The organism is Paenibacillus aurantiacus (assembly GCF_042431225.1).
GTDB lineage: Bacteria > Bacillota > Bacilli > Paenibacillales > Paenibacillaceae > Paenibacillus_Z > Paenibacillus_Z aurantiacus.
Genome location: NZ_JBHMDO010000022.1, coordinates 431,242 through 455,310 on the forward strand (window position 1 = coordinate 431,242; position 24,069 = coordinate 455,310).

At 49.1% G+C, this 24,069-nt stretch carries 20 protein-coding genes; all 20 read left to right on the forward strand.

The features are described 5' to 3' along the window. Positions 1 to 14: 14 nt before the first annotated feature. The 20 genes from atpA (at position 15) to nuoK (ending at position 24,069) form a co-directional block, all read left to right on the forward strand. Positions 15 to 1,529: a F0F1 ATP synthase subunit alpha gene (gene atpA / locus ACFFSY_RS13495; RefSeq protein WP_377494695.1), complete on the forward strand. Its 1,515-nt coding sequence runs from the start codon at positions 15 to 17 to the stop codon at positions 1,527 to 1,529. A gap of 69 nt (positions 1,530 to 1,598) precedes the next feature. Beyond that, a complete protein-coding gene (gene atpG / locus ACFFSY_RS13500) occupies positions 1,599 to 2,459 on the forward strand; it encodes an ATP synthase F1 subunit gamma (RefSeq protein ID WP_377494697.1) in 861 nt (286 codons plus the stop codon). Positions 2,460 to 2,507: 48 nt separating this feature from the next. Then, positions 2,508 to 3,926 (forward strand): F0F1 ATP synthase subunit beta, encoded by a 1,419-nt coding sequence (gene atpD / locus ACFFSY_RS13505; protein ID WP_377494699.1) that lies wholly within the window; start codon positions 2,508 to 2,510, stop codon positions 3,924 to 3,926. Between the two features lie 24 nt (positions 3,927 to 3,950). Further along, positions 3,951 to 4,352: a F0F1 ATP synthase subunit epsilon gene (locus tag ACFFSY_RS13510; RefSeq protein ID WP_377494701.1), complete on the forward strand. Its 402-nt coding sequence runs from the start codon at positions 3,951 to 3,953 to the stop codon at positions 4,350 to 4,352. Between the two features lie 539 nt (positions 4,353 to 4,891). After that, the gene (locus tag ACFFSY_RS13515) at positions 4,892 to 5,773 is read left to right on the forward strand and encodes a glycosyltransferase (RefSeq protein WP_377494703.1); all 882 of its coding nucleotides are present in this window, start codon (positions 4,892 to 4,894) and stop codon (positions 5,771 to 5,773) included. Then, positions 5,754 to 6,815 (forward strand): glycosyltransferase family 4 protein, encoded by a 1,062-nt coding sequence (locus ACFFSY_RS13520; RefSeq protein WP_377494705.1) that lies wholly within the window; start codon positions 5,754 to 5,756, stop codon positions 6,813 to 6,815. The genes ACFFSY_RS13515 and ACFFSY_RS13520 overlap by 20 nt, the downstream gene beginning before the upstream one ends. Before the next feature lie 30 nt (positions 6,816 to 6,845). Continuing rightward, complete coding sequence (locus ACFFSY_RS13525; RefSeq protein ID WP_377494707.1) at positions 6,846 to 8,105, forward strand: S-layer homology domain-containing protein; 1,260 nt, start codon at positions 6,846 to 6,848, stop codon at positions 8,103 to 8,105. An 83-nt stretch (positions 8,106 to 8,188) separates the two neighbouring features. Continuing rightward, complete coding sequence (locus ACFFSY_RS13530; RefSeq protein WP_377494709.1) at positions 8,189 to 11,719, forward strand: alpha-(1->3)-arabinofuranosyltransferase domain-containing protein; 3,531 nt, start codon at positions 8,189 to 8,191, stop codon at positions 11,717 to 11,719. Further along, positions 11,716 to 14,886 (forward strand): alpha-(1->3)-arabinofuranosyltransferase domain-containing protein, encoded by a 3,171-nt coding sequence (locus tag ACFFSY_RS13535; RefSeq protein WP_377494711.1) that lies wholly within the window; start codon positions 11,716 to 11,718, stop codon positions 14,884 to 14,886. Before ACFFSY_RS13530 ends, ACFFSY_RS13535 begins: the two co-directional genes overlap by 4 nt. Beyond that, positions 14,883 to 16,085 (forward strand): glycosyltransferase family 4 protein, encoded by a 1,203-nt coding sequence (locus ACFFSY_RS13540; RefSeq protein ID WP_377494713.1) that lies wholly within the window; start codon positions 14,883 to 14,885, stop codon positions 16,083 to 16,085. The genes ACFFSY_RS13535 and ACFFSY_RS13540 overlap by 4 nt, the downstream gene beginning before the upstream one ends. 48 nt (positions 16,086 to 16,133) lie before the next feature. Then, positions 16,134 to 17,336, forward strand: coding sequence for a hypothetical protein (locus tag ACFFSY_RS13545; RefSeq protein WP_377494715.1), 1,203 nt, complete (start codon positions 16,134 to 16,136; stop codon positions 17,334 to 17,336). Continuing rightward, positions 17,333 to 18,673: a sugar phosphate nucleotidyltransferase gene (locus ACFFSY_RS13550; RefSeq protein WP_377494717.1), complete on the forward strand. Its 1,341-nt coding sequence runs from the start codon at positions 17,333 to 17,335 to the stop codon at positions 18,671 to 18,673. The genes ACFFSY_RS13545 and ACFFSY_RS13550 overlap by 4 nt, the downstream gene beginning before the upstream one ends. Positions 18,674 to 18,865: 192 nt before the next feature. Then, a complete protein-coding gene (locus ACFFSY_RS13555; protein WP_148929589.1) occupies positions 18,866 to 19,237 on the forward strand; it encodes an NADH-quinone oxidoreductase subunit A in 372 nt (123 codons plus the stop codon). Beyond that, positions 19,222 to 19,740, forward strand: a complete 519-nt coding sequence (locus ACFFSY_RS13560) for a NuoB/complex I 20 kDa subunit family protein (protein ID WP_377494719.1) — start codon at positions 19,222 to 19,224, stop codon at positions 19,738 to 19,740. Before ACFFSY_RS13555 ends, ACFFSY_RS13560 begins: the two co-directional genes overlap by 16 nt. Beyond that, a complete protein-coding gene (locus tag ACFFSY_RS13565; protein ID WP_377494721.1) occupies positions 19,737 to 20,561 on the forward strand; it encodes an NADH-quinone oxidoreductase subunit C in 825 nt (274 codons plus the stop codon). Before ACFFSY_RS13560 ends, ACFFSY_RS13565 begins: the two co-directional genes overlap by 4 nt. A 6-nt stretch (positions 20,562 to 20,567) precedes the next feature. After that, positions 20,568 to 21,668 carry an NADH-quinone oxidoreductase subunit D gene (locus ACFFSY_RS13570; RefSeq protein WP_377494723.1) on the forward strand — a complete coding sequence of 367 codons (1,101 nt, stop codon included), beginning with the start codon at positions 20,568 to 20,570 and terminating at the stop codon, positions 21,666 to 21,668. Then, the gene (gene nuoH / locus ACFFSY_RS13575) at positions 21,668 to 22,678 is read left to right on the forward strand and encodes an NADH-quinone oxidoreductase subunit NuoH (protein ID WP_377494725.1); all 1,011 of its coding nucleotides are present in this window, start codon (positions 21,668 to 21,670) and stop codon (positions 22,676 to 22,678) included. The genes ACFFSY_RS13570 and nuoH overlap by 1 nt, the downstream gene beginning before the upstream one ends. A 34-nt stretch (positions 22,679 to 22,712) precedes the next feature. After that, positions 22,713 to 23,168, forward strand: a complete 456-nt coding sequence (nuoI, locus tag ACFFSY_RS13580) for an NADH-quinone oxidoreductase subunit NuoI (RefSeq protein ID WP_377494727.1) — start codon at positions 22,713 to 22,715, stop codon at positions 23,166 to 23,168. Between the two features lie 3 nt (positions 23,169 to 23,171). Continuing rightward, entirely contained in the window at positions 23,172 to 23,690 is a 519-nt protein-coding gene (locus ACFFSY_RS13585; RefSeq protein ID WP_377494729.1) for an NADH-quinone oxidoreductase subunit J, read from the forward strand. 76 nt (positions 23,691 to 23,766) lie between these two features. Beyond that, positions 23,767 to 24,069, forward strand: a complete 303-nt coding sequence (gene nuoK, locus ACFFSY_RS13590) for an NADH-quinone oxidoreductase subunit NuoK (RefSeq protein ID WP_377494731.1) — start codon at positions 23,767 to 23,769, stop codon at positions 24,067 to 24,069.

A 24,069-nucleotide genomic window follows, 5' to 3' on the forward strand; every position in this document is an offset into this window, starting at 1 on the left:
AGGGGTGAGCGGAATTGAGTATCAGACCTGATGAAATCAGCACGCTGATTAAGCAACAGATCGAACAATATAAATCCGAGATTCAAGTCGTGGATGTCGGTACGGTCATCCAAGTCGGTGACGGTATCGCTCGCGTGCACGGCCTCGAGAACGCCATGGCCGGCGAGCTGCTCGAATTCGCGAACGGCGTTGTAGGCATGGCCCTCAACCTCGAGGAAAGCAACGTCGGTGTCGTTATCATGGGACCTTACACGGGTATCCGCGAAGGCGACCAAGTTAAACGCACGGGCCGCATCATGGAAGTACCGGTCGGCGAAGCGCTGCTCGGCCGCGTCGTGAACGCGCTGGGCGAACCGGTTGACGGCAACGGTCCGATCAACACGACGAACTTCCGTCCGATCGAATCGCCGGCACCAGGCGTAATGGCTCGTAAATCGGTCCATGAGCCTATGCAAACGGGCATCAAAGCGATCGATGCGATGATTCCAATCGGCCGCGGCCAACGGGAATTGATCATCGGCGACCGCCAAACAGGCAAAACGCAAATCGCGATCGACACGATCGTGAACCAAAAAGGCAACGACGTTATTTGTATCTATGTCGCGATCGGCCAAAAGCAATCGACGGTTCGTACCGTAGTTGAGTCCCTGCGTAAGCAAGGCGCGCTTGATTACACGATCGTCGTTACGGCGAGCGCTTCCGAGCCGTCCCCGCTCCTTTACATCGCGCCTTACACGGGCTGCTCGATGGGCGAGTACTTCATGTACAACGGCAAACACGTTCTGGTTATCTATGATGACCTTTCCAAACAAGCGGCAGCATACCGCGAGCTTTCCTTGCTGCTCCGCCGTCCTCCGGGTCGTGAAGCTTATCCGGGTGACGTATTCTACCTGCACTCCCGTCTGCTGGAGCGCGCTGCGAAGCTCAACGATGAGCTCGGCGGCGGTTCCCTGACAGCACTTCCCTTCATCGAGACGCAAGCGGGCGACATCTCCGCGTACATCCCGACGAACGTTATCTCCATCACGGACGGCCAGATCTTCCTGGAATCCGACCTGTTCTACTCGGGCCAACGTCCGGCGGTTAACGTCGGTAACTCCGTATCCCGCGTAGGTAGCTCGGCGCAAATCAAAGCGATGAAGAAAGTTGCGGGCACGCTGAAGCTTGACCTGGCGCAATACCGCGAACTCGCGGCATTCGCCCAATTCGGCTCCGATCTCGATAAAGTAACGCAATCCCGCTTGAACCGCGGCGAGCGTACGCTTGAAATTCTGAAGCAGGGCGTTAACCAACCGCTTCCCGTAGAACGTCAAGTCGTCTCCCTCTTCACGGTAACAAGAGGACATGTGGACGATATCCCGGTACAAGACGTCCGCCGCTTCGAAGCCGAGTTCCTGGCTTACGTCGATGCGAACAAACCGGAAATCTTCACATCCATCCGCGATACGAAAGACCTGACCTCCGATAACGAGAAAGTGCTCGTCGATGCGATCGCCGCATTCAAGAGAGGCTTCTCCACATCGGTATAATAAACGCGTCTAATGTGCCGGGGTTGTCCTTTGCGAAGGGCAAGCCCGGTAATAAGGTGGTGACAACGATTGGCTAAAGGAATGCGCGAAATTAAACGCCAGATCAAGAGCAAACAGAATACGAAGCAGATTACGAAGGCGATGGAGATGGTAGCGGCAGCGAAGCTGAGACGTTCGCAGGACGCGGCGCTCGCGGCAAGACCGTACACGGAGAAAATCCGTGAGGTTGTAGCCTCGATCGCATCCGGCGGCGGTTCCATCAAGCATCCGATGCTGGAGACCCGCGAAGTCAAACGCACAGCTTACCTCGTCATCACTTCGGACCGTGGTCTTGCTGGCGGCTATAACGTCAACGTGCTTCGCAAAGTGTCGACTGCATTACGTGAGAATCACAAGTCGGCCAGCGAGTACTCGCTTTTCGTCATCGGACGCAAAGGCCGTGATTTCTTCAACAGACGCGGTGTGCCGATTGCGGAAGAAGTGACAGGATTATCCGATTCGCCGAGTTTCTCCGATATTAAGTCGATTGCTGCAGCCGCAGTACAGGGCTTTGAGGCCGGGAAATACGACGAACTCTATATCGTTTATAACCAGTTCCACAATGCCATTACGCAAACGCCGGTTCTGAAGAAGCTCCTTCCGCTAAGCGACATCGAATCTTCCGGTTCGAAGGCGTCTTACGAGTATGAGCCAACACCGGAAGAAGTGCTTAACGTGTTGCTTCCCAAATACGCGGAGACGGTCATCTATAGCGCGATTTTGGAAGGCAAAGCGAGCGAGTTCGGCGCGCGTATGACGGCAATGGGCAATGCGACGAAGAATGCGACGAAGATGATTGCAGGCTTGACACTGACGTACAACCGTGCGCGTCAAGCGGCGATTACCCAGGAAATCGCGGAGATCGTCGGCGGAGCGAACGCACAGCAATAACCGAAGGTTTGGCCCGCGAAGCCAATCCGACTTTTAGGAGGGACACACATGAGCAACGGGCGCGTTGTCCAGGTTACAGGTCCAGTTGTCGATATTGCATTCGACAACGGCCATTTGCCGGACATCCTTAATGCGATAAGAATCGAGAAGAAAGCTCAAAATGCTAGCGAACGCGATATTCAGCTTACAGTCGAAGTGGCCACTCACCTCGGCGACAATATGGTTCGCTGCGTAGCAATGTCTTCCACGGACGGTCTCGTCCGCGGTACGGAAGCAATCGATACAGGCAAGCCAATCACGGTACCGGTCGGTCCAGCAACACTGGGTCGCGTATTTAACGTACTGGGCGAGCCAATCGACAACAATGGCGACGTCGATCGTTCGATCGCGAACCCAATCCACCGTCAGGCCCCAGTATTCGAAGAGCTGTCGACGCAACAAGAGATCCTGGAAACAGGCATTAAAGTTATCGACTTGATGGCGCCTTACTCCAAAGGCGGTAAAATCGGTCTGTTCGGCGGCGCGGGCGTTGGTAAAACCGTAACGATGCAGGAATTGATCCATAACATCGCACAAGAGCACGGCGGTATCTCCGTATTCGCCGGCGTTGGCGAGCGTACTCGTGAAGGTAACGACCTTTACCACGAGATGAGCGACTCCGGCGTTATCTCCAAGACGGCGATGGTATTCGGTCAGATGAACGAGCCACCGGGCGCACGTCTTCGCGTAGCCTTGACGGGTCTGACGATGGCTGAGTATTTCCGTGATGAAGAAGGCCGCGACGTACTTCTGTTCGTCGACAATATCTTCCGCTTCACGCAAGCAGGTTCCGAAGTATCCGCCCTCCTCGGCCGTATGCCATCTGCCGTAGGTTACCAGCCGACGCTGGCAACTGAGATGGGTCAGCTGCAAGAGCGGATCACCTCGACCAAAAAAGGTTCCGTTACGTCGATTCAAGCGATCTACGTACCAGCGGATGACTATACTGACCCGGCTCCGGCAACGGCGTTCGCCCACTTGGACGCAACGACGAACCTGGAGCGTAACATCGCCGCCATGGGTATCTTCCCGGCCGTTGATCCGCTTGCTTCGTCCTCGCGGATTCTGGCACCGGAAATCCTCGGCGATGAGCACTACCAAGTCGCGCAAGGCGTTAAGAAGCTTCTTCAACGTTACAAAGAGCTTCAAGACATCATCGCGATTCTCGGTATGGACGAGTTGTCCGAAGAAGACAAACAAGTCGTTCACCGCGCGCGTCGCGTGCAATTGTTCCTGTCGCAGCCGCTGCACGTTGCCGAAGCGTTCAACGGTATGCCGGGCGTATACGTACCGGTTAAAGACACGGTACGCAGCTTCAAAGAGATTCTCGAAGGTAAGCATGACGATCTTCCAGAACCGGCATTCCACAACGTCGGATCGATTGAAGGCGCAGTCGAAAAAGCGAAGAAACTCGCTCAAGGGCTGTAATAAGCCGCTGATGGAGGTATCCGCATGAGCACCTTTACATTGGAAATCGTAACGCCTGAGCGTAAGGTCTACGCTGAGGACGTCAACATGGTCATCGTGAAAGGCACGGAGGGCGAGCTGGGTATTCTGGCGAACCACGTTCCGATGGTAACGCCGCTGCGCATTTCCTCGATTACGATCAAGAAAGACCGTTCGGAGCAAATCATCGCCGTTAGCGGCGGGTTTGTCGAAGTACGCAAAGATAAAGTCGTTATTCTGGCCGAGAGCGCCGAGCTCCCTGAGAGCATCGACGAGGCTCGTGCGCAAGCCGCGAAGAAACGCGCGGAGCAGCGCCTAGCCGGCAAAGCCGACGAGTACGACTTCCGCCGCGCGGAGCTTGCGCTCCAACGCGCCATGAACCGTCTGGCTGTGAAGCAACGCGGTTAAGGAACGGAACAGGAACGCCGTTGTGTCCTTATGTGTAATGCATAGGGAGGCAGCGGCGTTTTTTTTGTAGAAAATTTGTTTGTAATAGAAGAAACAACCGCAACTTTTTATATGGTAGCAACGTATAAATATGGTAGATATAAATAGTTGTTGGAAGATAGACTTTTAGTGATTAAAGATTGTATAGGGAAATGAGAACAGCCGTAAGATTCGGAAGTATGAAGATTTATGAATAGTTAAATAAAGAGAAAGAAAACGATACACCAAAAATAGCAGTTAGTATATAATTTACATATATATGGATTTTGGTAGCCGTGAAAGGGGTGTTTAGTAGGTTCGCATGCATAAATAACTGTATCTTTGACTTCAATATCAATAGAGTTGATATTGAACAAAGTGGGAACAATTTCCGATACAATTCGTCACAATTCCGCATAATACCTTTACAAACTCTTTCATTATTCACGATTATCTAGTAGTATATATACAGTATTCACACTGCGGAGTAAAAAGATAACATTCCTTTGGGATTATTGGGAGTGGTTAAGCTGGGAGCGCTACTTGAGGAAATAGACGTTAGTACGGAATATAACGTCAATAGGTCTAGAGATTTAAGGGTAACGACGGGACAAGAAGTGGAGTTATCCATCATACTTCCGGCGTGGAATGAAGCGCCCCGAATCGGACGGACGTTAGATCAGATCTTTATTGACTTACCTAAGCGTAATGTGGAAATTCTCGTGGTTGATGATGGAAGCACAGATACGACGGTCGAGGTTGTGAAGAGTTGGCAGCTTAAGCATCCGAATCGTAAGGTTCGTTTGATTGAGAAGCCGCATACCGGCAAGGGAGGAACGATAGTTGCCGGTATTCATGAATCTACAGGCATTTTTGTGGGCCTGCTTGATGCGGATCTAGACATAAAACCAAGTCAGTTGTGGAAAGTGTTTGAGATTGCAGGGCGGGAAGAATTGGATATTGTTGTTGGCGCCAAACAAGAGCTCCCGTGGGAGCAGCGAGGAGCGAATCCGCTGCGTCGCTTGCTAAGTTCAAGTTTCTCGGCCATGAATTATATCTTCTTACGGTTACCCGTTAAGGATACTCAGACAGGGTGCAAGGTATTTCGGGGTGAATGGATCCGTTCGGTTGTAAGTCTTGTAAAGGCCCAAGGTTATTTGTTTGATGTTGAGATTCTGGGAATGGCTAGTCACGATCGTCTCCAGATGAAAGAAGTTGCGGTGGCGATTGAAAGATCGGACAAGCCTAATCGGATTGGTTTAAAGAGCGTTTTGGGTGCGGCAGTAGAATGGTGCAGAGTTGTTTATTACGTGAAGAGCTACTCTTCTCACTTTAAGAAGAAGAAAACAGTCATCGATGCTGGTGAGATTGGAGTAAGTACGCATGCGTCTATTGATGCTTAGTTGGCGTGGACCTCATCATCCAAGAGCTGGCGGAGCAGAAGTGTACACCGAGCAACTACTCGAAGGACTAGTGCAGCGAGGTCACGAAGTTTCCTGGTATTCAGCTGCTCATGAGCGAGATATGCCTCAGGTCTATAAGGGAATACGATTGCTATACGGTGCAGAAGGTATGAAGGTATACATAACAGGTAATCGTTTTACTCGAAAGTCAACTGATTTTGATGTTATTATTGATCAGATTAATACCTTTGGTTTTTTGACGCCTTGGAGCGCTAAGACAAAACATGTTTCGCTTATCCATCAACTGGCGGATGATGTTTGGGATTACGAAACAAAACCGCCAGTGAGTCAGATAGGTAAGTTTTTAGAGAAACAGTTGCTTGCTAAATATAGAAAGACCCCTTACATTACCATATCCCAAAGTACGCAAGAAGATCTTGTGAGACTAGGGTGGGAAGGGGCACATGCGATTGTTAGCAATGGCGTAGAAGTAGGCATGCCTACCGAGAAGTCTGCTAATCCCTCTATCGTCTTTCTGGCAAGGTTCAAAGCGCAAGCCAAGAGGCTCGATCATGCTTTTCGCGCCTTTCTAGAGGTTCAAAAAAAGTATCCAGAAGCTGAGTTCTGGGTGATAGGGCGCGGTGACCCGCCAGAATACCTTAAAGACAAGCGAGGCGTAAAGGTCTATAATAATACTTCCGACCACGAAAGAGACCTCTTGCTTGCTCAGGCCTGGTTGTGTATCGCGACATCTGTCCGTGAAGGGTGGGGCAGGATGGTCCTAGAGTCAGCGGCATATGGTACCGCCTCGGTGGTATACAATGTTCCTGGATTACGTGATGCGGTTGTACACAACGAAACGGGGCTCGTCGTGAATCCCAATGTTGACGACATGCATCAAGCTATTACATTTCTGTTCGATAATCCTGATAAACTCAGAGAATATTCTGCGAACGCTTATGCAAAGGCGAAAGAATATACTTGGGAATCTTCGATTGATCGAATGGAAAACTTCCTAACGGATGTATTAACATTGAGTTAATAGATCAAAATTTTTGAAAGGAGAGTCTCAATGAAAAAGTCTCTCAAAAAACATCTAATCATGGGTATTGCTACTACTACCATTCTTGGCGCGGCAGTAGCAAATGCCAACAGCCTTAATTCGTTTGTTACCGGAACAGTGGGCAGCAGCGAGTCGCCAGGCTCGAGTGCAAGCCAAGCTCCAGGAACAAGCGAAGCACCAGGAGCAAGTACAAGTCAAGCTCCAGGTCCAGGTCAAAGCGAAGCGCCAGGAACAAGTAAACCATCGGATGGTATTGGTGGATACTTCCCGCCTGTAGTAAGCACGACATCGCCAGCTAAAATCTCTAGCGATGGTGCTACGGTAACAGGTACTTTCGGTGCCGCAGGCGCTGAAATCACACTTGCTGGCGGAAAAATCAGCATTAAAATTCCAGCAGGTGCAGTTGCTTCTGACCGTACTATTACGGTAACATCCGTAAAAGCTGAGGATCTTAAGACAAAACTGCCGAACTCTTTTGTATTTGGCGGACTTGCCATTTCCGTAGAGTTGAGCGGAGAGGATCTTCTTCTTCAGCCGGCTACTGTAACGCTGAATGATGCTGAAGCTATTAAGAAATTGGATCCGAAGCGCCTCTCTTACTTTAAAGAAGAGAACGGTAGCTGGTTGTTCCGCGGTGTTATCGTAGATGCCGAGAAAGGCACTGCATCTTTCAACACCAACAGCTTTAGTACGTATGCATTGCTCTCGAACGGTAAAGTATTCTCGGACGAGCAATCGGCTAAATGGGCAGCTGACTACATAAGCGTAGCGCTTGGTGGTAACTTCATCAATGGTTATGTTGATGGAACGTTTAAGCCTAATAACACGATTACGCGTTCTGAATTCGTACAAGTAATCGTTGGAGCGCTTGGCCTTTCCGAGAAAGCTAGCACCGCAACTTTCGCCGATGTTCCAGCAACTGCTTGGTATAACAAAGCGCTTGGTACAGCGATCGAAAACAAACTTGTTCAAGGTGTAGCTGCTAACAAGTTTGCTCCTGAAGCAAAAATCTCTCGTGAAGAGGTAGCAACAATCTTGGGTCGTGCCTTTGAGTTGAAAGCAACACAAACAACTACGGGTTCGGAATTCAAGGATTTTGCTAAAACTCATGAGTGGGCAGTGAAGGGTGTAAATGCAGCTCTTCAAGCAGGCGTCATCTCCGGCTATCAAGACAAAACATTGAAACCGCAAAATTCAATCTCGCGTGCTGAAGCAGTAACGATGATCGTACGCGCACTTGATAATATCGGCAAGGTTTCCGTGAAATAATTTATACTTAAAATAACATGCAAGCATAGAGAGATGTGAAATTTCTCTATGCTTGTTCTATTACATGTAAAGGTGGAGCTACATTGAAGGCCTGGTATTCTAGCTACACTGGTAAAGTTTTGACTAATAATCGTTTTGTATATGGCATCGTAATTATTACGTTGTTTTTAATATCTCTATCTGCCTTATGGAGAGGCGGATATGTTGTAGGTGGAGATATTTGGCCTGGAGCTTTGATGCCGGATAGCTATATCTATAATGAGGCATCAAGTTTGTGGGGCTATTTTTTTAGCGGGGTAGGATCTCCACAATTTTCACCAACGAACTTCACATGGGCTGTATTCGGAAAGGTATTCACCGCTATCGGGTTTTCTGGCGTGTTCGTAAATTATTTGCTTCTTACGTGCTTATTAATTTGGCAAGGGGTTGCCGGGGCGTATTTCGCTCGTGCAATCGTGCCTGGTGCGATTATCCCAGCACTGATCGTTGGTTTAGGTATTCCTATTTCTTTATATAATATGATTACGTTTATTAATCCAATCGGGGCGTTTTCAATAGGTTACTTTGCATTCACCGCTGGGTTAATTCTTCGGAATGGGCGAATCTCTCAAAGTAACTGGGTTAAATGGGGCCTTAAACTTGGAATTGCAAGCTTTGGTCTAATTATTATTGCTGGTACCCCGCCGATGGCCGTCGTATGGGTTGTCTGGGTAGCTGCATTTTTAGGATATCAGTTATATAAGAATAAAGGCAATCGGAAATACAGCCTAAGAAGCCTTGGCATTGCTGTGGTGCTCTCTATTGGTTTTAATTTATGGTGGGCCTACGCTGCTTATGTGACATTATATCTAGGCGGGGATGCGGTAGAGCAAACCTTTGATGGTCCGTTAGAATACACATGGGTACATGGGAACGCAAGTATTATTAACCTTTTGAGTATGCAGGCATATTGGAGTTGGCCAATGAGCGGATATTATCCGTTTAGTTATAAATATGTAACAGGAATTTTGAAATATTCTCTATACGTACCTGTTTTGTTTGCATTAATCGGGGCTATTTATAGTCCGCTAAAGAAGAAAAAGTACATTTTGTTGAGCATCCTAGTTATTTCTCTCTTCATTGCTAAGGGGACTCATGCTCCATTCGGCAATATCAACGCATTTATGTATGAGCACCTACCATTCTATTGGTTATTGCGAGATCCGCAAGTAGAAATGAATATCATCCTGTACTTAAGCCTATATACATTAGCTGGGCTAGGTGCGCAAGAATTATATAAAGCAGCTGAGCGTTTATTCACACAAATGAAGATTCAATTTAATCGACTCAAACGCGTGTTAGTGATGGTGTGTTTGACTTTAATCGTTATGATGAATGGCTATTCGTTTGTAAACGGCGAATTTCTACCAGAGACTAAAGATACTGGTGCGTTCACCACAATCGTTGACGTACCTGAGTACTGGTTGGAAACTGCCGATTTCCTGAACGCGCAAGAGGCAGAGGGAAGCGTGCTGATGCTTCCTAATAATGATTTCTATCAGATGCCCTTCGACTGGGGATATTATGGTGTCGACGATCTTGGGGTGACTCTCTTTAAGCATCCCATCGTAACGCTGCAGCCGGTATCGGATGTTTATTTGGGAGGCTCCCATTCGTACCGCACCTTATTAGGAGAGCTGTTATACCAAATATCGAGAGAACCGGAAAAAGATATTTCTCCCTATCTGGATATGCTCGGTGTAAAGTGGATTGTGTTCCGAGGAGATGTCATAACCAACCTGGCGAATAGAAATATTTTATCCCCCGAGTTCATGACGAATTTCTTAAATAAGCAGACAAATATAACAAAAGTTAAAGAGTTCGAAAAGCTCTCGGTCTATGAGGTTAAAACGCATAAAAATAATATTGTTTTCTATGATGGGATAGGAAACTGGGGAGATCAATCTAGCGCATTTAATGGCGTATCAACAGGCCAGATTTCTTCTGTAATGCCTTGGTTGGTCAATGATTGGGATGATACAGTGGACTCGCAAGGTGGCGCAGTGAAATCCACATTCGACAAAGATATCCGAGTTAGCTTAGAACAAGAAACAAATGTAAATATATCGCCTAGAACCTTGCAGGTGCGGTTGAAACGGTTAGACGCAAGAAACTTGGAACTGAAACTTCTGGGTCCTATTACGATAATCAATGGGCAGAAGACGGAATGGAGCATAACCAAGCCAATAATATTACCGGAAGATAGAACAGATATGATTGCATTAAATATCAATGGGCAGCAAAAGTTCGCACTTGCCAATAATCTAGTTAAGGGTAAGGAATACGACTTAGGCACCATCGGCATTCGAGAAGGACAAACAGCGATAGAGGTGGAATGGTTCTCGAGTATTGGGGGACCGATATTAAATTCAACCTGGAGTGGATTGGAAGACTGTAATGTTACTGATTTCAAATCTAGAGAACAAGCGCAATTAAACAAGAAAATTGAGAGTGATGGGACGCTCGTTCTGGAAGCTAAGAGTCATGCGTCTTGCGTTTCAAAAACAATCAATGCTGCTAGCAGTAACGCGGATATATTCGTCACAGGCCGATATCAGTATATCGCAGGCGAAGCTCCCGCTATCAAAATGACCGCAGACGGAAAGATTCTTGAAACCGTTACGCTGAAAAAGGGAGAAGGCTATCAGGATTGGACCAAATGGATGAAAGGTCAGAGCCTCGAGTCTCTTCGTTTATATGCAATGTCATTAGGTAATGATGAATCGCTCACCATCAATAAATTCAAGGACTTCAATGCTTGGAGTATCCGGTCATTCGCTAAACAGACGATAAATATACAATCCAACGATGAAATTAAGAATGTTCGTACTCTGGAATTGTCTGCACGCAGCAAGGCCGAGAACTTATTGTCCACAGAATTAGGGCAAAAACATCCGATTTCATATTTTGAGACAGTAAAGGATAGGTTGACCCTTGAAAACGTCTCTGGTCAATATGTTCAAATCACAGGATCTTTGACAGGGGATTTAGCTAAAGCCCACCCGATTGTTCTGTTCAAAAACAAAAACGGTCAACAGATCTGGCAAAGTAACATCGATTATAATGGACAAAGCTATAAGTTAAACGAAACAGCTTTTATTCCGGAGACCGAACAATTGGTAGCGGTTGAGATTTTGAGCGAGAATAAAGATGAACCGGTTAATCTGGAGAACTTTTCGATTCAAAGCTGGCCTGCCGGGAAGGCGGATATTACCTATTTAACCAAGGATTTAAAAGATGTGACTCAAACGAACGAATCCAGTAGCCGAACCGAATTTACCGGCGTTGTACCGGAAGGTTCCAAGCTTCTAGTTATTAAGGATACGTTTCATCCGAATTGGTCGGCCACAGTCAATAACAAGAAGGCAAGCTGGAAACACGTTAAAGTGGGAGACTTACTAAATGGTTGGATCATCCCCGAGGAAGACTGGGGTAAGTCTTACACGATAAGCTTCACACTCAACGAGTGGTTTGTTCGATTCAAGTACCTTGGACTCTGTACGGCACTATTAAGCGTCATTGCTTTGTGGTTTTATAGCGTCAGAATGAACAAAAAGCAGGGTGACTCGGTTTGAATTTCTCATGGATGCAGTTGAAAAAATACTATCAGTACTATGTAGTGTTTCTTGTATTAACATTAGTTTCAGCTTCTATTTTTTGGTTTGATGCTTATATAGCTGGTGGGGATGTATACCCTTCGGGTTTCATTCCGGATAATCAAGAATTAGACAAATCATTGTCGCTTTGGGGGACTTTCGTTAATGGGTTCGGAAGTCCCCAGTTTTCTTCCAATATGTTTATACAAGCATTATGGGGGAAGATTGTTGGGGGTTTGGGTTTTAGCGGGTATGCCGTGCAATACTTGTTTTATACGACCCTGCTGATTTGGCAAGGATGGGCTACCGTTTATTTTATGCGTGCGTTCTTCCCGGAGCGTAACTACGCACCGATTTTTGCTGCAATCGCGATGCCGCTTTCATTATTCAACGCGATTACTTTTATTAATCCGATTATGGCGTTTGCATTAGGATACGCCCCGTGGATTGCGGGTTTGTTAGTTCATCATTTGAGACAGCCGCAATCCGCCATGAAGTTTGGGATCCAGATTGGGTTTACAAGTCTAGGTTTATTTTTAATTTCAGCAAATCCGCCATCTGCCGTTTTTTTTGTATTATGGACTTTGCTGTGGCTTGCCGTCTGTTGGTATAGATGGAGACAGATTCACAAGGTGTGGCGTGGGATAGTACTTGGAATTGTGTTAGCTGTTCTATTGAATTGCTGGTGGGCTTATGCGGCCTATATTACATTGTATGGTAGTCCAGGAACAGTGGAACAAACGTTTAAAGGTCCATTGGACTATCAGTTTGTTCACCAAAACGCTAGTATTATTAATCTCTTGTCATTTCAGGGGATATGGAATTGGCCACGGCAGGAGTATTATCCGTGGGCTAAGATGTATTACACGAATATCCTTATGTATGCGTCACTTTACGTGCCAGTATTGTTTGCACTCTATGCTTTCTTTTTTAGTGCGCAAAAGAAAAGAAAGCTGGTTCTACTCGGAATCTTGGGGCTATCGCTATTCATGGCAAAAGGGCTCCATGCTCCTTTTAGTCAAGTCAACGGCTGGATGTATACGCATATCCCGTTATTTTGGCTATTCAGAGATCCACAAGTACAGTTCAATATCCCCATCTATTTATCGATTTTTGCATTGGCAGCATTATCGGTCGATGAATGGACAGTGGCAATCAAGCAGTGGGCAAGTCGGGTTGCTCGGCCTCTTATTCTTAAATCCGTTATACCGGCAGGTGCTGGTTTGATGTTGCTATTCTGCCTTGCGCTTAATGGAGGAGCCCTCATATCTGGAGCATTTTTATCGATTAACGACAAAGGGGCAGTGAAACTCCCTGGTTATTGGGAAGACATAGCACAAGCCATCAATGCGTCTGACGATCATGCGCGCGTGCTTCTTCTGCCAAATAATGATTTTTACCAAATGGGCTATGATTGGGGCTATTATGGAATTGATTACGTTGCGCAGTCTCTAATCCATAAGCCTGTTTTGTTATTAGAACCACAAGTTGATGTGTATCTCGGCGGGTCAGCAGGATACATGCGACAGGTTCAGCAGCTATATAAAGTTTTGAAAGAAAATCAATCAGGGGATATAACGCCTTTACTCGAAAAAATGGGCATCAAGTGGCTGATACTCCGACATGATATAACAACAGAAAGTATAGGTCGGAACTTCATTCCACCTGAACAATTAAGTAGCCTATTGCAAGGTCAGAAAGGTATCAAGAAAGTAGGTACTTTCGAAAAGCTAGATTTGTATGAGATACAGCAGGACGTTCAAGTGGTTGACGCTTATGATGGCTACGGGAATTGGATCACGGAGAAGAAGGGGATAGATGTAAGCACGGCATACGGGAAATTTGCGCTAACGCCGTGGTTGCAAAACGCGGAGGATGCAATTATCCACGGATTCCAAGATGAAGTCGAAGGAATTCAGGGGAACCGAGAAGTTTCAGCTAATACCGCAATCTCCTTAATACCTAGAACATTCGAGCTCTTTACTAGAGTAGAGCAAGATAGAATCGTCGTCACTGCTGAAAGCCTGGCTATACAAATTGGGGATCGCCCTTTCAAATGGGAAAGTCATGTAAACTTCCAGATGCCTGAAAAAGCGAGTAGTTTAAAAGTAAGTATTGGAGATAAAATATACCAACTTGATGAACATCAATTGGTACAAAAGAATGTGAGAATTGGGAGTTATAGCGTCAATACGGAAAATATGCTGCTTCCCGTAAAGCTTCATGCTGAGAATGATAGTACTGGAACACAAGAGCAAACATTGCAATTGTATCCGGTAACACAACTTTCACGAACGAATGAAGCCATTTTATATCCAGAAAAGCAAGTGCGAACCTCCATCGCTTTGACAAACTGGGGTGAACTCTTCGATGCGAATGCGGTTAAAGCGCTGAATAAAGAGGAAGCCGGGTTGGTAGCTGAGAGAGAAAATGAAAATACGCTAATGCTGAAGGCAACGGAGAATGCGGCTGGAATCGGGTTGCAATTACCGGATGTTAGTGATAGCTATATCCATATTTCGCTCAAAGCTCAATCGATGGAAGGTTCGAAACCATTAATTCGATTAATTAATAACGAAAGTGGTATGGTCATTTGGGAAAGTAAGCTTCAAACGATACGTGATTGGCAAACGATCGAACAGGAAATTTACGTTGGTAGCAAACAATCCAATTTGTCGTTGTATTTCTATGCGTTCGCAGAACAATCCGTACCAACCAGTATCGCTTATAAAGATATCAGGGTGGATCAAGAAACAGGTGCAACAGGATCGGTACTTGCTCTAAACGGGGAATCGCCAAATCGTCTGCCCATGAAGACGGATAAATTAGACGAAACCTTGACGATTGAGGTGCCAAAGGCCTCCAAACTCGTTGTCTACAAGACCTCGTATCATGACGGATGGAAATTGAAATCCTCCTCAGGCGAGACTCTTGAGTGGGAGCATGTACTAGTTGATGGGTATATGAACGGCTGGATTGTTCCGAAGAATAATGATCATAAGACGATCACAATAGAGTTTGCGCCAAGCAAGACTTTCAATTTCCTCAAGTCCCTTGCGGTTGTTATCTTCATCCTTTCTTTGTTGACCGCGGGATGGCTTCTTTATCTGAGAATTAAAAAGCATCGGGAGGAAAGACGAACGTGATTTTCATCGCTTTTATAGCCGACAGTTTTATTGTCGATGGGGATGTTTTCTCTGGTGGTGCGGAGCAGCACATGTATGAGTTAATTAAACAGGCTCAAGAAGAGGGAGCCAAGGTAAGGGTTTATCAGCCAGCTGCGGATAATGCGAGTTACATGGTGAATGGCATTGAAATCCAAAATATTCAATGTCATCGCAAGGCCATTTGGAAGAAAGGCAGCGAACAAGCTAAGCGAGATGGGTGTTCGCATATTCACTACAACTATTTACACTTTGCAATCCCGTCTAAAACTCAAGTTGTCACAGCAACGGATCATGGGGTTTGGTGGGATATCCCATTTATCGGTAAATACTCAAAATGGTACCCTTTGAATAAGCTGGCTTCGATATACCTTCCAATCTGGCGAAAAAAATCGAAATGGCAAACGATGAGAAGAATTAAAAATTGCCAAGCCATTATCGCAGGCGACTCTACGCTCATGAGGATTGTGCAAAGCGATCTTACGGAATATAGGACAAGAATTCATGTGTCGGGCAACTTCTGCAATCTAAAACAGGAAGTTGATTCCGCGACGATGAATGTTCAAAATCAGCAGATCGAGCAGGCGAAGCGGGATAATAGGCTAATTATTCTTGTGCCTCGGAATCTCTCTCTGGTCAGAGGTGGAGCTTGGCTTGCTGATTTGGTGCGCCGTGTATCTTCCCTTACGAATGGCAATTGTCTATTCGTTGTAACCGGGCGGTTTATTTTTCAGACGGGTAGGGAGCAAGTTTATCAGTCGGCATTCCAGGAACAGATGAAAGATATCGAGGATCAGTTAATTGTCCTCGGGGGGACTCCTCATAAAAAAATGCAAGGGCTATATCAGAGCAGCGATATTGTATTAATTCCGACGTATGCGGCGGAGGGTGGTTCTTTGTCTGCTATCGAAGGGGCCACTTATGGTAAACCCGTAGTTGCTACTAACGTCGGTGGCCTAAACGATGTTGTGGTTAATGGTGTTACCGGATTAGTGACGGAGGCCAGCGTCGATGGCATGGCAGAGGCAATTGTGCGGTTGTACAAGGATGAACGTGAGCGAGAAGAAATGGGCAATAACGGAAAAGTTTATAGTAAACGTTATTCGTTAGAGCGATGGAAAAAAGAAATTCGTCCGTTCACCCTTAAAGCCGGGTGGATTGAACGTCATTCAACAGAATAAGGATGGATTACTACGAAAGCTCTTGAAAAAAGAAAATTTAAGTGGAACTTGAGTTGGTTAATTCAAAATTTCGGCCTCGTATTATTAAGTGGCATGGCTGGGATGTCGGGATATGTCTACAATCTAATTGTCACCAATGTATGGGATGCCTCCTTCTTAAGTCAGATACTTGGGCTTATCGGCGTATTCTCTTTGTTTATTCTGCCGGCTTCTCTTGTTATCTTACCAGCTGCAAGATGGTCCATCCAAACACCTGGGTGGCAGAGGAAATCGAGACCGATTCAGATCGTGTTTCTTTCAGCCGGCACGATATTGGCAGTGGCTATGTACTTGACTAGATCGCTGTGGGAGCATCTTGTCTTCATTCCAGATGGGTGGTTCATGCCATTGTTGTTATGGATTGTTCCTTCATATTTATTATCTTTTAATACTGGCTTATTAATGGGGCAGCGTGCCTACTGGTCAATGGGCTTTGTATCTGCGATTCCTCAAATCGGACGTCCGCTCTTATTAGCGATCGCTTTACTGTTGGGGATGTCCGGCAGTCCGATGGTTGCATTATGGGTTCTTGTCGCTGCAGTATGGTTGGGAACGGTCTACGGTTCCGTCCGTATTGCTCAACTACATCATCGGCAAGAGTCAGCAGTTAGTTTGCCAGTCTCGCTTGGAGCGACGGGGATGTCCTCTTTGGTGGTAAATATTTGGCTGACCTGGGACATAGCCGTTGCGTATTTGGTACTTGAACCGGAGCAAATGGCAGTGTATAGCATTGTGTCGTCGTTGGGAAAAATGCCATTCTATCTGGCAAGCCATGTCGCTAATATGGGGATTAACGAAAGTGCAGTTAAAGGTATAAAAGTCTTTAAAGTCAACTTTCTTATTCTCTTAATTGGGATCGTTTGTTCACTAGGGGCTGTCATTTGTGGGGATTTTCTCATGGGGATGTTTAAGGTATCGACAGATATTAGTGTGTTTATCTGGTACCTTATAGCGAACACGGTATTAGCGATGGTTTACTTTATAATAGGCATCGAAGCGCAAAGCGGCCGGCATATGTGGATAAGCACCGGTGTTTGCGCGGCAGTCTGGACGGCTTACAGCTTGGCGAGGAAACCGGACCTGAATGAGTTGATTATCGCATTATTTGTGGCGTTACTTCTGTCATTAGTATTAACAATAGCTTTAGTACGAGGAGTCCAGAGGTTGGACGTTATTCGCTTGCTCAAGAATAAACAGGATGTGAAACAATGAAGTTGTTACTGTTATCGGGAGGCTCGGGTAAAAGGCTTTGGCCCTTATCAAACGATTCGCGATCAAAGCAGTTCCTAAAAGTATTGCAAAATAGTCAAGGTGAGCTCGAGTCTATGGTGCAGCGAGTTTGGCGGCAAATCACGGCGGGCGATCTTCATCATTCTTCTTACATTGCAACTAGCTTAAGTCAGGTTGATATCCTTCGCAATCAAATAGGTCTGGAGCCTTCCTATATCGTAGAGCCGGAGAGGAGAGACACTTTCCCGGCAATTGCGCTATCCGCTGTATATTTATACGACAAATGCAATGTCTCGGCGGATGAATCGCTTTGCGTTCTTCCTGTAGACCCCTTTGTTGAGGATGTTTTTTTTGAAAATGTAGTCCTCCTTGATCGTATATTACAGGCTAATGGCGCGGATATCGCGCTTATTGGGGTCGAGCCTTCTCATCCTTCGGAGAAATATGGTTATATCGTGCCAGATGACCAACTGTTTGAGTATGGTGAGAGTAGATTCTACAAAGTGAATAAATTTGTTGAAAAACCAGAAGAGAGCAACGCTGCAAAGATGATTTCTCAAGGGGCGCTTTGGAATTGTGGCGTGTTTGCATTCCGGCTGGGCTTTCTGTTGGCCGTCATTGAACGAATGGGGCTGCCGCTTCAATACGACGAATTTTTGAAACAGTATGCTACCTTGCCTAAGAAGAGCTTTGACTATGAGGTGTTGGAGAAAGCAAGCAATATTGCAGTCATGCCATATAAAGGACAGTGGAAGGACCTTGGCACGTGGAATACACTTACGGAAGAAATGAGTTCAAACTCGATTGGCAATTCTATACTTGCCGGTGTTCATCATAACACGCATGTCATCAATGAACTTGATATTCCCGTAACGGTTCTAGGTACATCTGATATTATTGTCGCTGCCAGCCCGGATGGGATTCTCGTTGCGGACAAGAGCATCAGTCATCGGGTTAAAGATTGGGTCGGCGAGTTAGGCGGACATCCGATGTATGTGGAGAAGGGCTGGGGATGGTATAAAGTCGTTGATTACCGGGAAGGCGACAATAAACTGCGAGTATTGACTAAAAGAGTGTTTGTTGGGAAGGGCTATCAAATGGTTGACTCTGTGTATGACGGTTGGTCGCGGAATATTACGGTAATTAGTGGAAAAGGGAGTACGAGCCAAAATGGTGTCACCAGAATTATTCAAGCGGGAGACCATTTCACACTGGCTGCTAATGAAAGATTCGACCTTCTTGCTATTGATTCGGTAGAGATGATCGTGACCTTAACTTCACACCTTGAGGTTGAGAAGCTCGTTAAGGGATACAGATAAACGATAAAAGCCTTAGTTCGTAATCGACGTACTAAGGCTTTTGAATTTGTAAGGTATACGTAGACAAACTTTGAATAGGTTATCTAGAGAAAAATGCTTCGTCATGAAGAAGGTTAAATACAATACGTGGAAGTATCTGTTATAATGTGAGTAATTTAGTGAAGCCATCGACTTACAGACGGAGGCGATAGCATGGAGAAGTACATCAACAATTACGTGATTGTGACGATCTTCATTCTGCTGGGCATCCTGCTTCCCGTTGCGGCATTGACCGCGGGGCGCATTCTGCGTCCGCATAAGCCGACCAACGAAAAAGAGACGACGTATGAAAGCGGGAATGAGCCGGTCGGCGAAGGGCAAGTCCGTTTTAATGTGCGTTACTATTTGTTTGCGCTTATGTTTGTCGTGTTTGATGTAGAAACCGTTTTCTTGTATCCGTGGGCCGTTGCGTATAAGCAGTTGGGCCTTTTTGTGCTGGTGGAGATGGCAATCTTCGCGGGGCTGCTGCTCGTGGGCCTGCTGTATGCCTGGAGAAAGAAGGTGCTCAAATGGAATTCGATTTAGCGTCTATTTCCCCGGAGGAGCGCCGGGAGCTGGAGCGCAATGTGTTCGTCGGCACGTTGGAACAGCTGAAGGCTTGGGCGCGCAGCAACTCGCTGTGGCCCCTGACGTTCGGACTCGCTTGCTGCGCAATCGAAATGATGGGTACCGGCGCCTCGCACTATGATTTGGACCGATTCGGCGTCATGTTCCGCACCTCGCCAAGGCAGTCCGATGTCATGATCGTCGCAGGAACGGTGACGAAGAAAATGGGCCCGCTGCTGCGTCGGTTATACGATCAAATGCCGGAGCCCAAATGGGTGATCGCGATGGGCTCCTGCGCCACGGCGGGCGGTCCCTACGTGAAGTCGTACGCCGTGATGAAGGGCGTCGATCAGATCGTGCCAGTCGACGTCTACATACCCGGCTGTCCGCCGAATCCCGCCGCGCTCATCTATGGCATTAACAAGCTGCAGGAGAAAATCCGCTATGAAGCCAAGACCGGAAAGCGGGTGACGAACCGGTGAGCGAGGAAGAAAAGAAAGGTTCAAATGATGGTTTGCCCGAAACGGGCACGGGTCCGGGGAGCAACAATTCAAACGATGGGGATACCGCACCGGCAGACCCCGAGCGCGAAGCGAAGCTAAAAGCGGCAGCAGAGGCTCGCGCGGCGCGAGCGGCGGCCAAAGCAGCAGCAGAAGGCGGGGCCGGCAGCGCCTCCACACCAGCCGACCCCGAACGCGAAGCCAAGCTGCAAGCGGCAGCAGAGGCCCGTGCGGCGCGAGCGGCGGCCAAAGCAGCAGCAGAAGGCGGAATGCCGTCATCGAGCGCAGCCGCCAACGCCGAGCCGGAGCAACCAGCCGCGCCATCTCAGAGGCAGCCTGAGCTCGATGAACTGGCGGCACTCATCCGGGAAGCGGTTGGCGCGGACGCCATCGAGTCACCCTATCTGAATGAACTAAACGGCGACCTGCCAACCATCGTCATTCAAGCCGATCGCCTGCTCGCCGCGGCGCACGCCTTAAAGTCCTCCTCGACCCTTAACTTCAACTACCTGCGCAATGTATCGGGGGTGGATTACGAAACGCATCTGGAGGTCGTCTACCACCTCGTCTCGCTCGCGAGCGGACGCGAAGCGACCATCAAGGTCAAAGCCGATCGCAACCAGCCGATCGTGCCGTCCGTTACGCCGGTGTGGGCGACCGCCAACTGGAACGAGCGGGAGATCTACGACCTGCTTGGCATTCATTTCACCGGCCATCCGGATCTTCGCCGCATCATGATGCCGGACGACTGGGAAGGGCATCCGCTCCGCAAAGACTATGCGCCACTTGATCCGGAGGTGTGACAAGCCGTGATACGTACCGAAGAACTGCTGCTCAACGTCGGTCCCCAGCATCCGAGCACGCATGGAGTGTTTCGGATTATCGTCAAGCTCGACGGTGAGGTCATCACCGAGGCAACGCCGGTCATGGGGTATTTGCACCGGGGCACGGAGAAGCTGGCGGAGGAGCTTACCTATACGCAAATCATCCCATACACCGACAGGATGGACTACGTCTCCGCCATGACGAACAACTATGTGCTCTGCCATGCGGTGGAGACGATGATGGGCCTTGAGGTGCCGGAACGCGCCGAGTTTCTGCGGCTGATCGTCATGGAGCTGCAGCGCGTCGCCAGTCACCTCGTCTGGTGGGGGACGTACCTGCTCGATATCGGGGCGATGAGTCCTTTCCTCTATGCGTTCCGCGACCGGGAGACGATCGTCAATCTGTTCAACGAGCTGTGCGGCGCACGGTTAACCTACAATTATATGCGGGTTGGCGGGGTCAAATGGGATGCGACGGATGCATGGCTGGATCAGGTTCGGGACTTCATTCCGTACATGGAGCAGAAGCTCGTTGAATACGACCATCTGGTCAGCGGGAACGAAATTTTCCTGGCGCGCATCCGGGGCGTGGGCCGATACGACGCTGCGACCGCGATCGACTACGGCCTCTCAGGCGCCAATCTGCGCTGTACCGGAGTCAACTGGGACCTCCGCAGGGCAAAGCCGTACAGCCTGTACGACCGCTTCGAGTTCGACGTCCCGGTCGGCCGCAATGGCGATTGCCATGACCGTTACTTCATTCGGCTGGAGGAGATCCGCCAGTCGCTGCGCATCCTGAGGCAGGCGCTCGCGCAATGCCCGTCCGGGGGCGAGACGATGGGCAAAGTGCCGCGCGTCATTCGGCCGCCAGCTGGAGAAGTGTACGTCGGCATCGAGTCGCCGCGGGGCGAGATCGGCTGCCACATCGTGTCCAAAGGCAAGCAGGAGCCGTACCGGCTCAAGTTTCGCCGTCCGTCGTTCGTGAATCTGCAGATTTTGCCGAAGCTGCTGGTGGGCGAGACGATGACGAACCTCATTACCATTTTGGGCGGAATCGATATCGTCGTCGGGGAGGTGGACTGCTGATGGGCGGCTTGCTGGACGAAACGCTGACGTGGGGCAACGCGTTCGTGTTTCTGCTATGGGGCGTCGTGCTGCTCGTGCTGGTGCTGGGCTTCGTCACGTACGCCATCTACTTTGAGCGCAAAATCCTCGGCTGGATGCAGCTGCGGATCGGTCCGAACCGGGTCGGCCCGCTCGGGCTGCTGCAGACGGTCGCGGATATTTTGAAGCTGCTGATCAAGGAGGATACGATCCCGCGGAGGGCGGACCGGGTGCTGTTCATGCTGGCCCCTGCGCTCGCGTACGTGCCGGCCTTCGGCGTGCTGGCGGTCATCCCGTACACGCAGGATCTGTATTTCGCGGACATTAACGTGGGGCTGCTCTATTACGTGGCATTGTCCGGCATCACGACGGTCGCCATCGTGCTCGGCGGCTGGGCGTCGAACAACAAATACGCGCTGCTCGGCGGTATGCGTTCGGCGGCCCAAATGATCAGCTACGAGGTGCCGCTCGTCATTTCGGTCGTCGGCGTCATTATGGTGTCGGGGACGATGAATCTGCGCGCGATCGCGGAGCAGCAGGGCGACTGGTTCTGGCAGTGGAACTTCCTCCCGCAAATCATCGGCTTCGTCGTCTTCGTCATCGCCGCCGTCTCCGAGCTGAATCGGACGCCGTTCGATCTGCCAGAGGCGGAGTCCGAGCTCGTGGCGGGGTATCACGTCGAATACAGCGGATTTCGCTTCGCGTTCTTCATGCTGACGGAGTATGTGTACGTGTACGCGATTGCGGCGCTCACGACGGTGCTGTTCCTCGGGGGCTGGCGTGCGCCGCTCGCGTTCTTGGATTTCGTGCCGGGGATCATCTGGTTTTTGCTCAAATTCGCGCTGGTCGTCTTCTTCCTCATCTGGCTCAGAGGCACGATGCCGCGCATTCGCGTCGATCAGCTGATGGGGCTCGGATGGAAGGTGCTGCTGCCGCTGGCGATATTGAACGTGTTCGTGACGGCCGTGTATCTCGAGCTGTTCGTCAAATAACACCGATGGAAGCCGACAAGAAGGGGGCACGCCCATGAAAGGCCTATTGAAAGGACTCGGCGTCACGTTCAAAGCGATGACGAAGCCGAAGGTGACGGTCGCATATCCCGACGAGCCGCTTGTCATGCCGGACCGGTTCCGGGGCATCCAGCATTTCATTCCGGAGCTTTGCATCGTCTGCAATCAATGCGCGCGCGTCTGTCCGACCGACTGCATTACGCTGACGGGCAAGCCGAATCCGGACCCGGAGAAGAAGGGGAAGGTTATCGACACGTTCGATATTAATTTCGAAATTTGCATTCTGTGCGATCTGTGCACCGAGGTCTGTCCGACCGAAGCAATCGTGATGACGAATAACTTCGAGCTGGCCGCCTACAGCCGGGACGATCTGTTCAAAGACCGGCGGTGGCTGGAGGAGAACAACAAGAACGTGCGCCAGGACAACAACAACATCGGGGCGCCTCAGGCGGGCAAAGGGGGCGCGAAGTAAGCGATGGGTAGCGTAGAGTTAACGGGCGAATTCGTGGCCTTCTTCGTATTCGCGGTCATGATCATCTCCGGCGCGGTGTTCATGATCAGTCTCACGAAAGTGGTCCATATGGTGCTTGCGCTGCTCGCGGCGTTCGTGGGCGTGGCGGGACTATTCGTGCTGCTGGATGCCGAGTTTCTCGCGTTCGTCCAGGTGCTGATCTACGCGGGGGCGGTGGCGATTCTGATGATCTTCGGCATTATGATGACGAACCATCAAGAGGAGGAGACGGCAACGACGAGGCGCGCGTGGCATGAAGGATTGGCGGCGGTGGGCGCGCTTGCGCTGTTCGGACTGATATTCTTCGCGATCCGCGCTTCGGAGATGCCCGCGGTACAGCCGCTTGCGGCTGGCGAAGACAATGCGCTGGCGATCGGCAAATTGCTGTTCTCGAACTATGTCATTCCGTTCGAGTTGGTCTCGGTGCTGCTCACCGTTGCCTTCATCGGATCGATCGTGTTGGCCAAGAAGGAGGCGGAGTAACGGTGGAAGTGTGCGTGTATGTAAAGCGGCCAGCGCTGCCCGCCGGTACTGCAGCGCCGGATGAGGAGGGATGCGCATGCTCGCTTCTTATCTGACCATTGCGGCGATCTTGTTCTGCGTCGGGTTGTACGGCGTGCTGGCCAAGCGCAATGCCGTCGTGGTGCTGCTGTCGATCGAGCTGATGCTGAACGCGGCGAATGTGAATCTCGTCGCCTTCTCCAAGTACGGGGCTGTTCCGTCGCTCTCGGGCCAACTGTTCGCGCTCTTCTCGATTGCGGTCGGCGCCGCCGAAGCGGCGGTGGGCATCGCCATTCTGATCGCGCTGTACCGGGCGCGCGGCACGGTTAACATGGATGACTATGACGAGATGAGGGGGTAG

What these genes read in the sequence shown, in the direction of transcription:
- nuoH (WP_377494725.1), top strand. Translation starts at nt 21,668, where the DNA reads ATGGGCGGCTTGCTGGACGAAACGCTGACGTGGGGCAACGCGTTCGTG.
- ACFFSY_RS13560 (WP_377494719.1), top strand. Translation starts at nt 19,222, where the DNA reads ATGGAATTCGATTTAGCGTCTATTTCCCCGGAGGAGCGCCGGGAGCTG.
- ACFFSY_RS13585 (WP_377494729.1), top strand. Translation starts at nt 23,172, where the DNA reads ATGGGTAGCGTAGAGTTAACGGGCGAATTCGTGGCCTTCTTCGTATTC.
- ACFFSY_RS13550 (WP_377494717.1), top strand. Translation starts at nt 17,333, where the DNA reads ATGAAGTTGTTACTGTTATCGGGAGGCTCGGGTAAAAGGCTTTGGCCC.
- nuoK (WP_377494731.1), top strand. Translation starts at nt 23,767, where the DNA reads ATGCTCGCTTCTTATCTGACCATTGCGGCGATCTTGTTCTGCGTCGGG.
- ACFFSY_RS13555 (WP_148929589.1), top strand. Translation starts at nt 18,866, where the DNA reads ATGGAGAAGTACATCAACAATTACGTGATTGTGACGATCTTCATTCTG.
- ACFFSY_RS13510 (WP_377494701.1), top strand. Translation starts at nt 3,951, where the DNA reads ATGAGCACCTTTACATTGGAAATCGTAACGCCTGAGCGTAAGGTCTAC.
- ACFFSY_RS13520 (WP_377494705.1), top strand. Translation starts at nt 5,754, where the DNA reads ATGCGTCTATTGATGCTTAGTTGGCGTGGACCTCATCATCCAAGAGCT.
- ACFFSY_RS13525 (WP_377494707.1), top strand. Translation starts at nt 6,846, where the DNA reads ATGAAAAAGTCTCTCAAAAAACATCTAATCATGGGTATTGCTACTACT.
- nuoI (WP_377494727.1), top strand. Translation starts at nt 22,713, where the DNA reads ATGAAAGGCCTATTGAAAGGACTCGGCGTCACGTTCAAAGCGATGACG.
- atpD (WP_377494699.1), top strand. Translation starts at nt 2,508, where the DNA reads ATGAGCAACGGGCGCGTTGTCCAGGTTACAGGTCCAGTTGTCGATATT.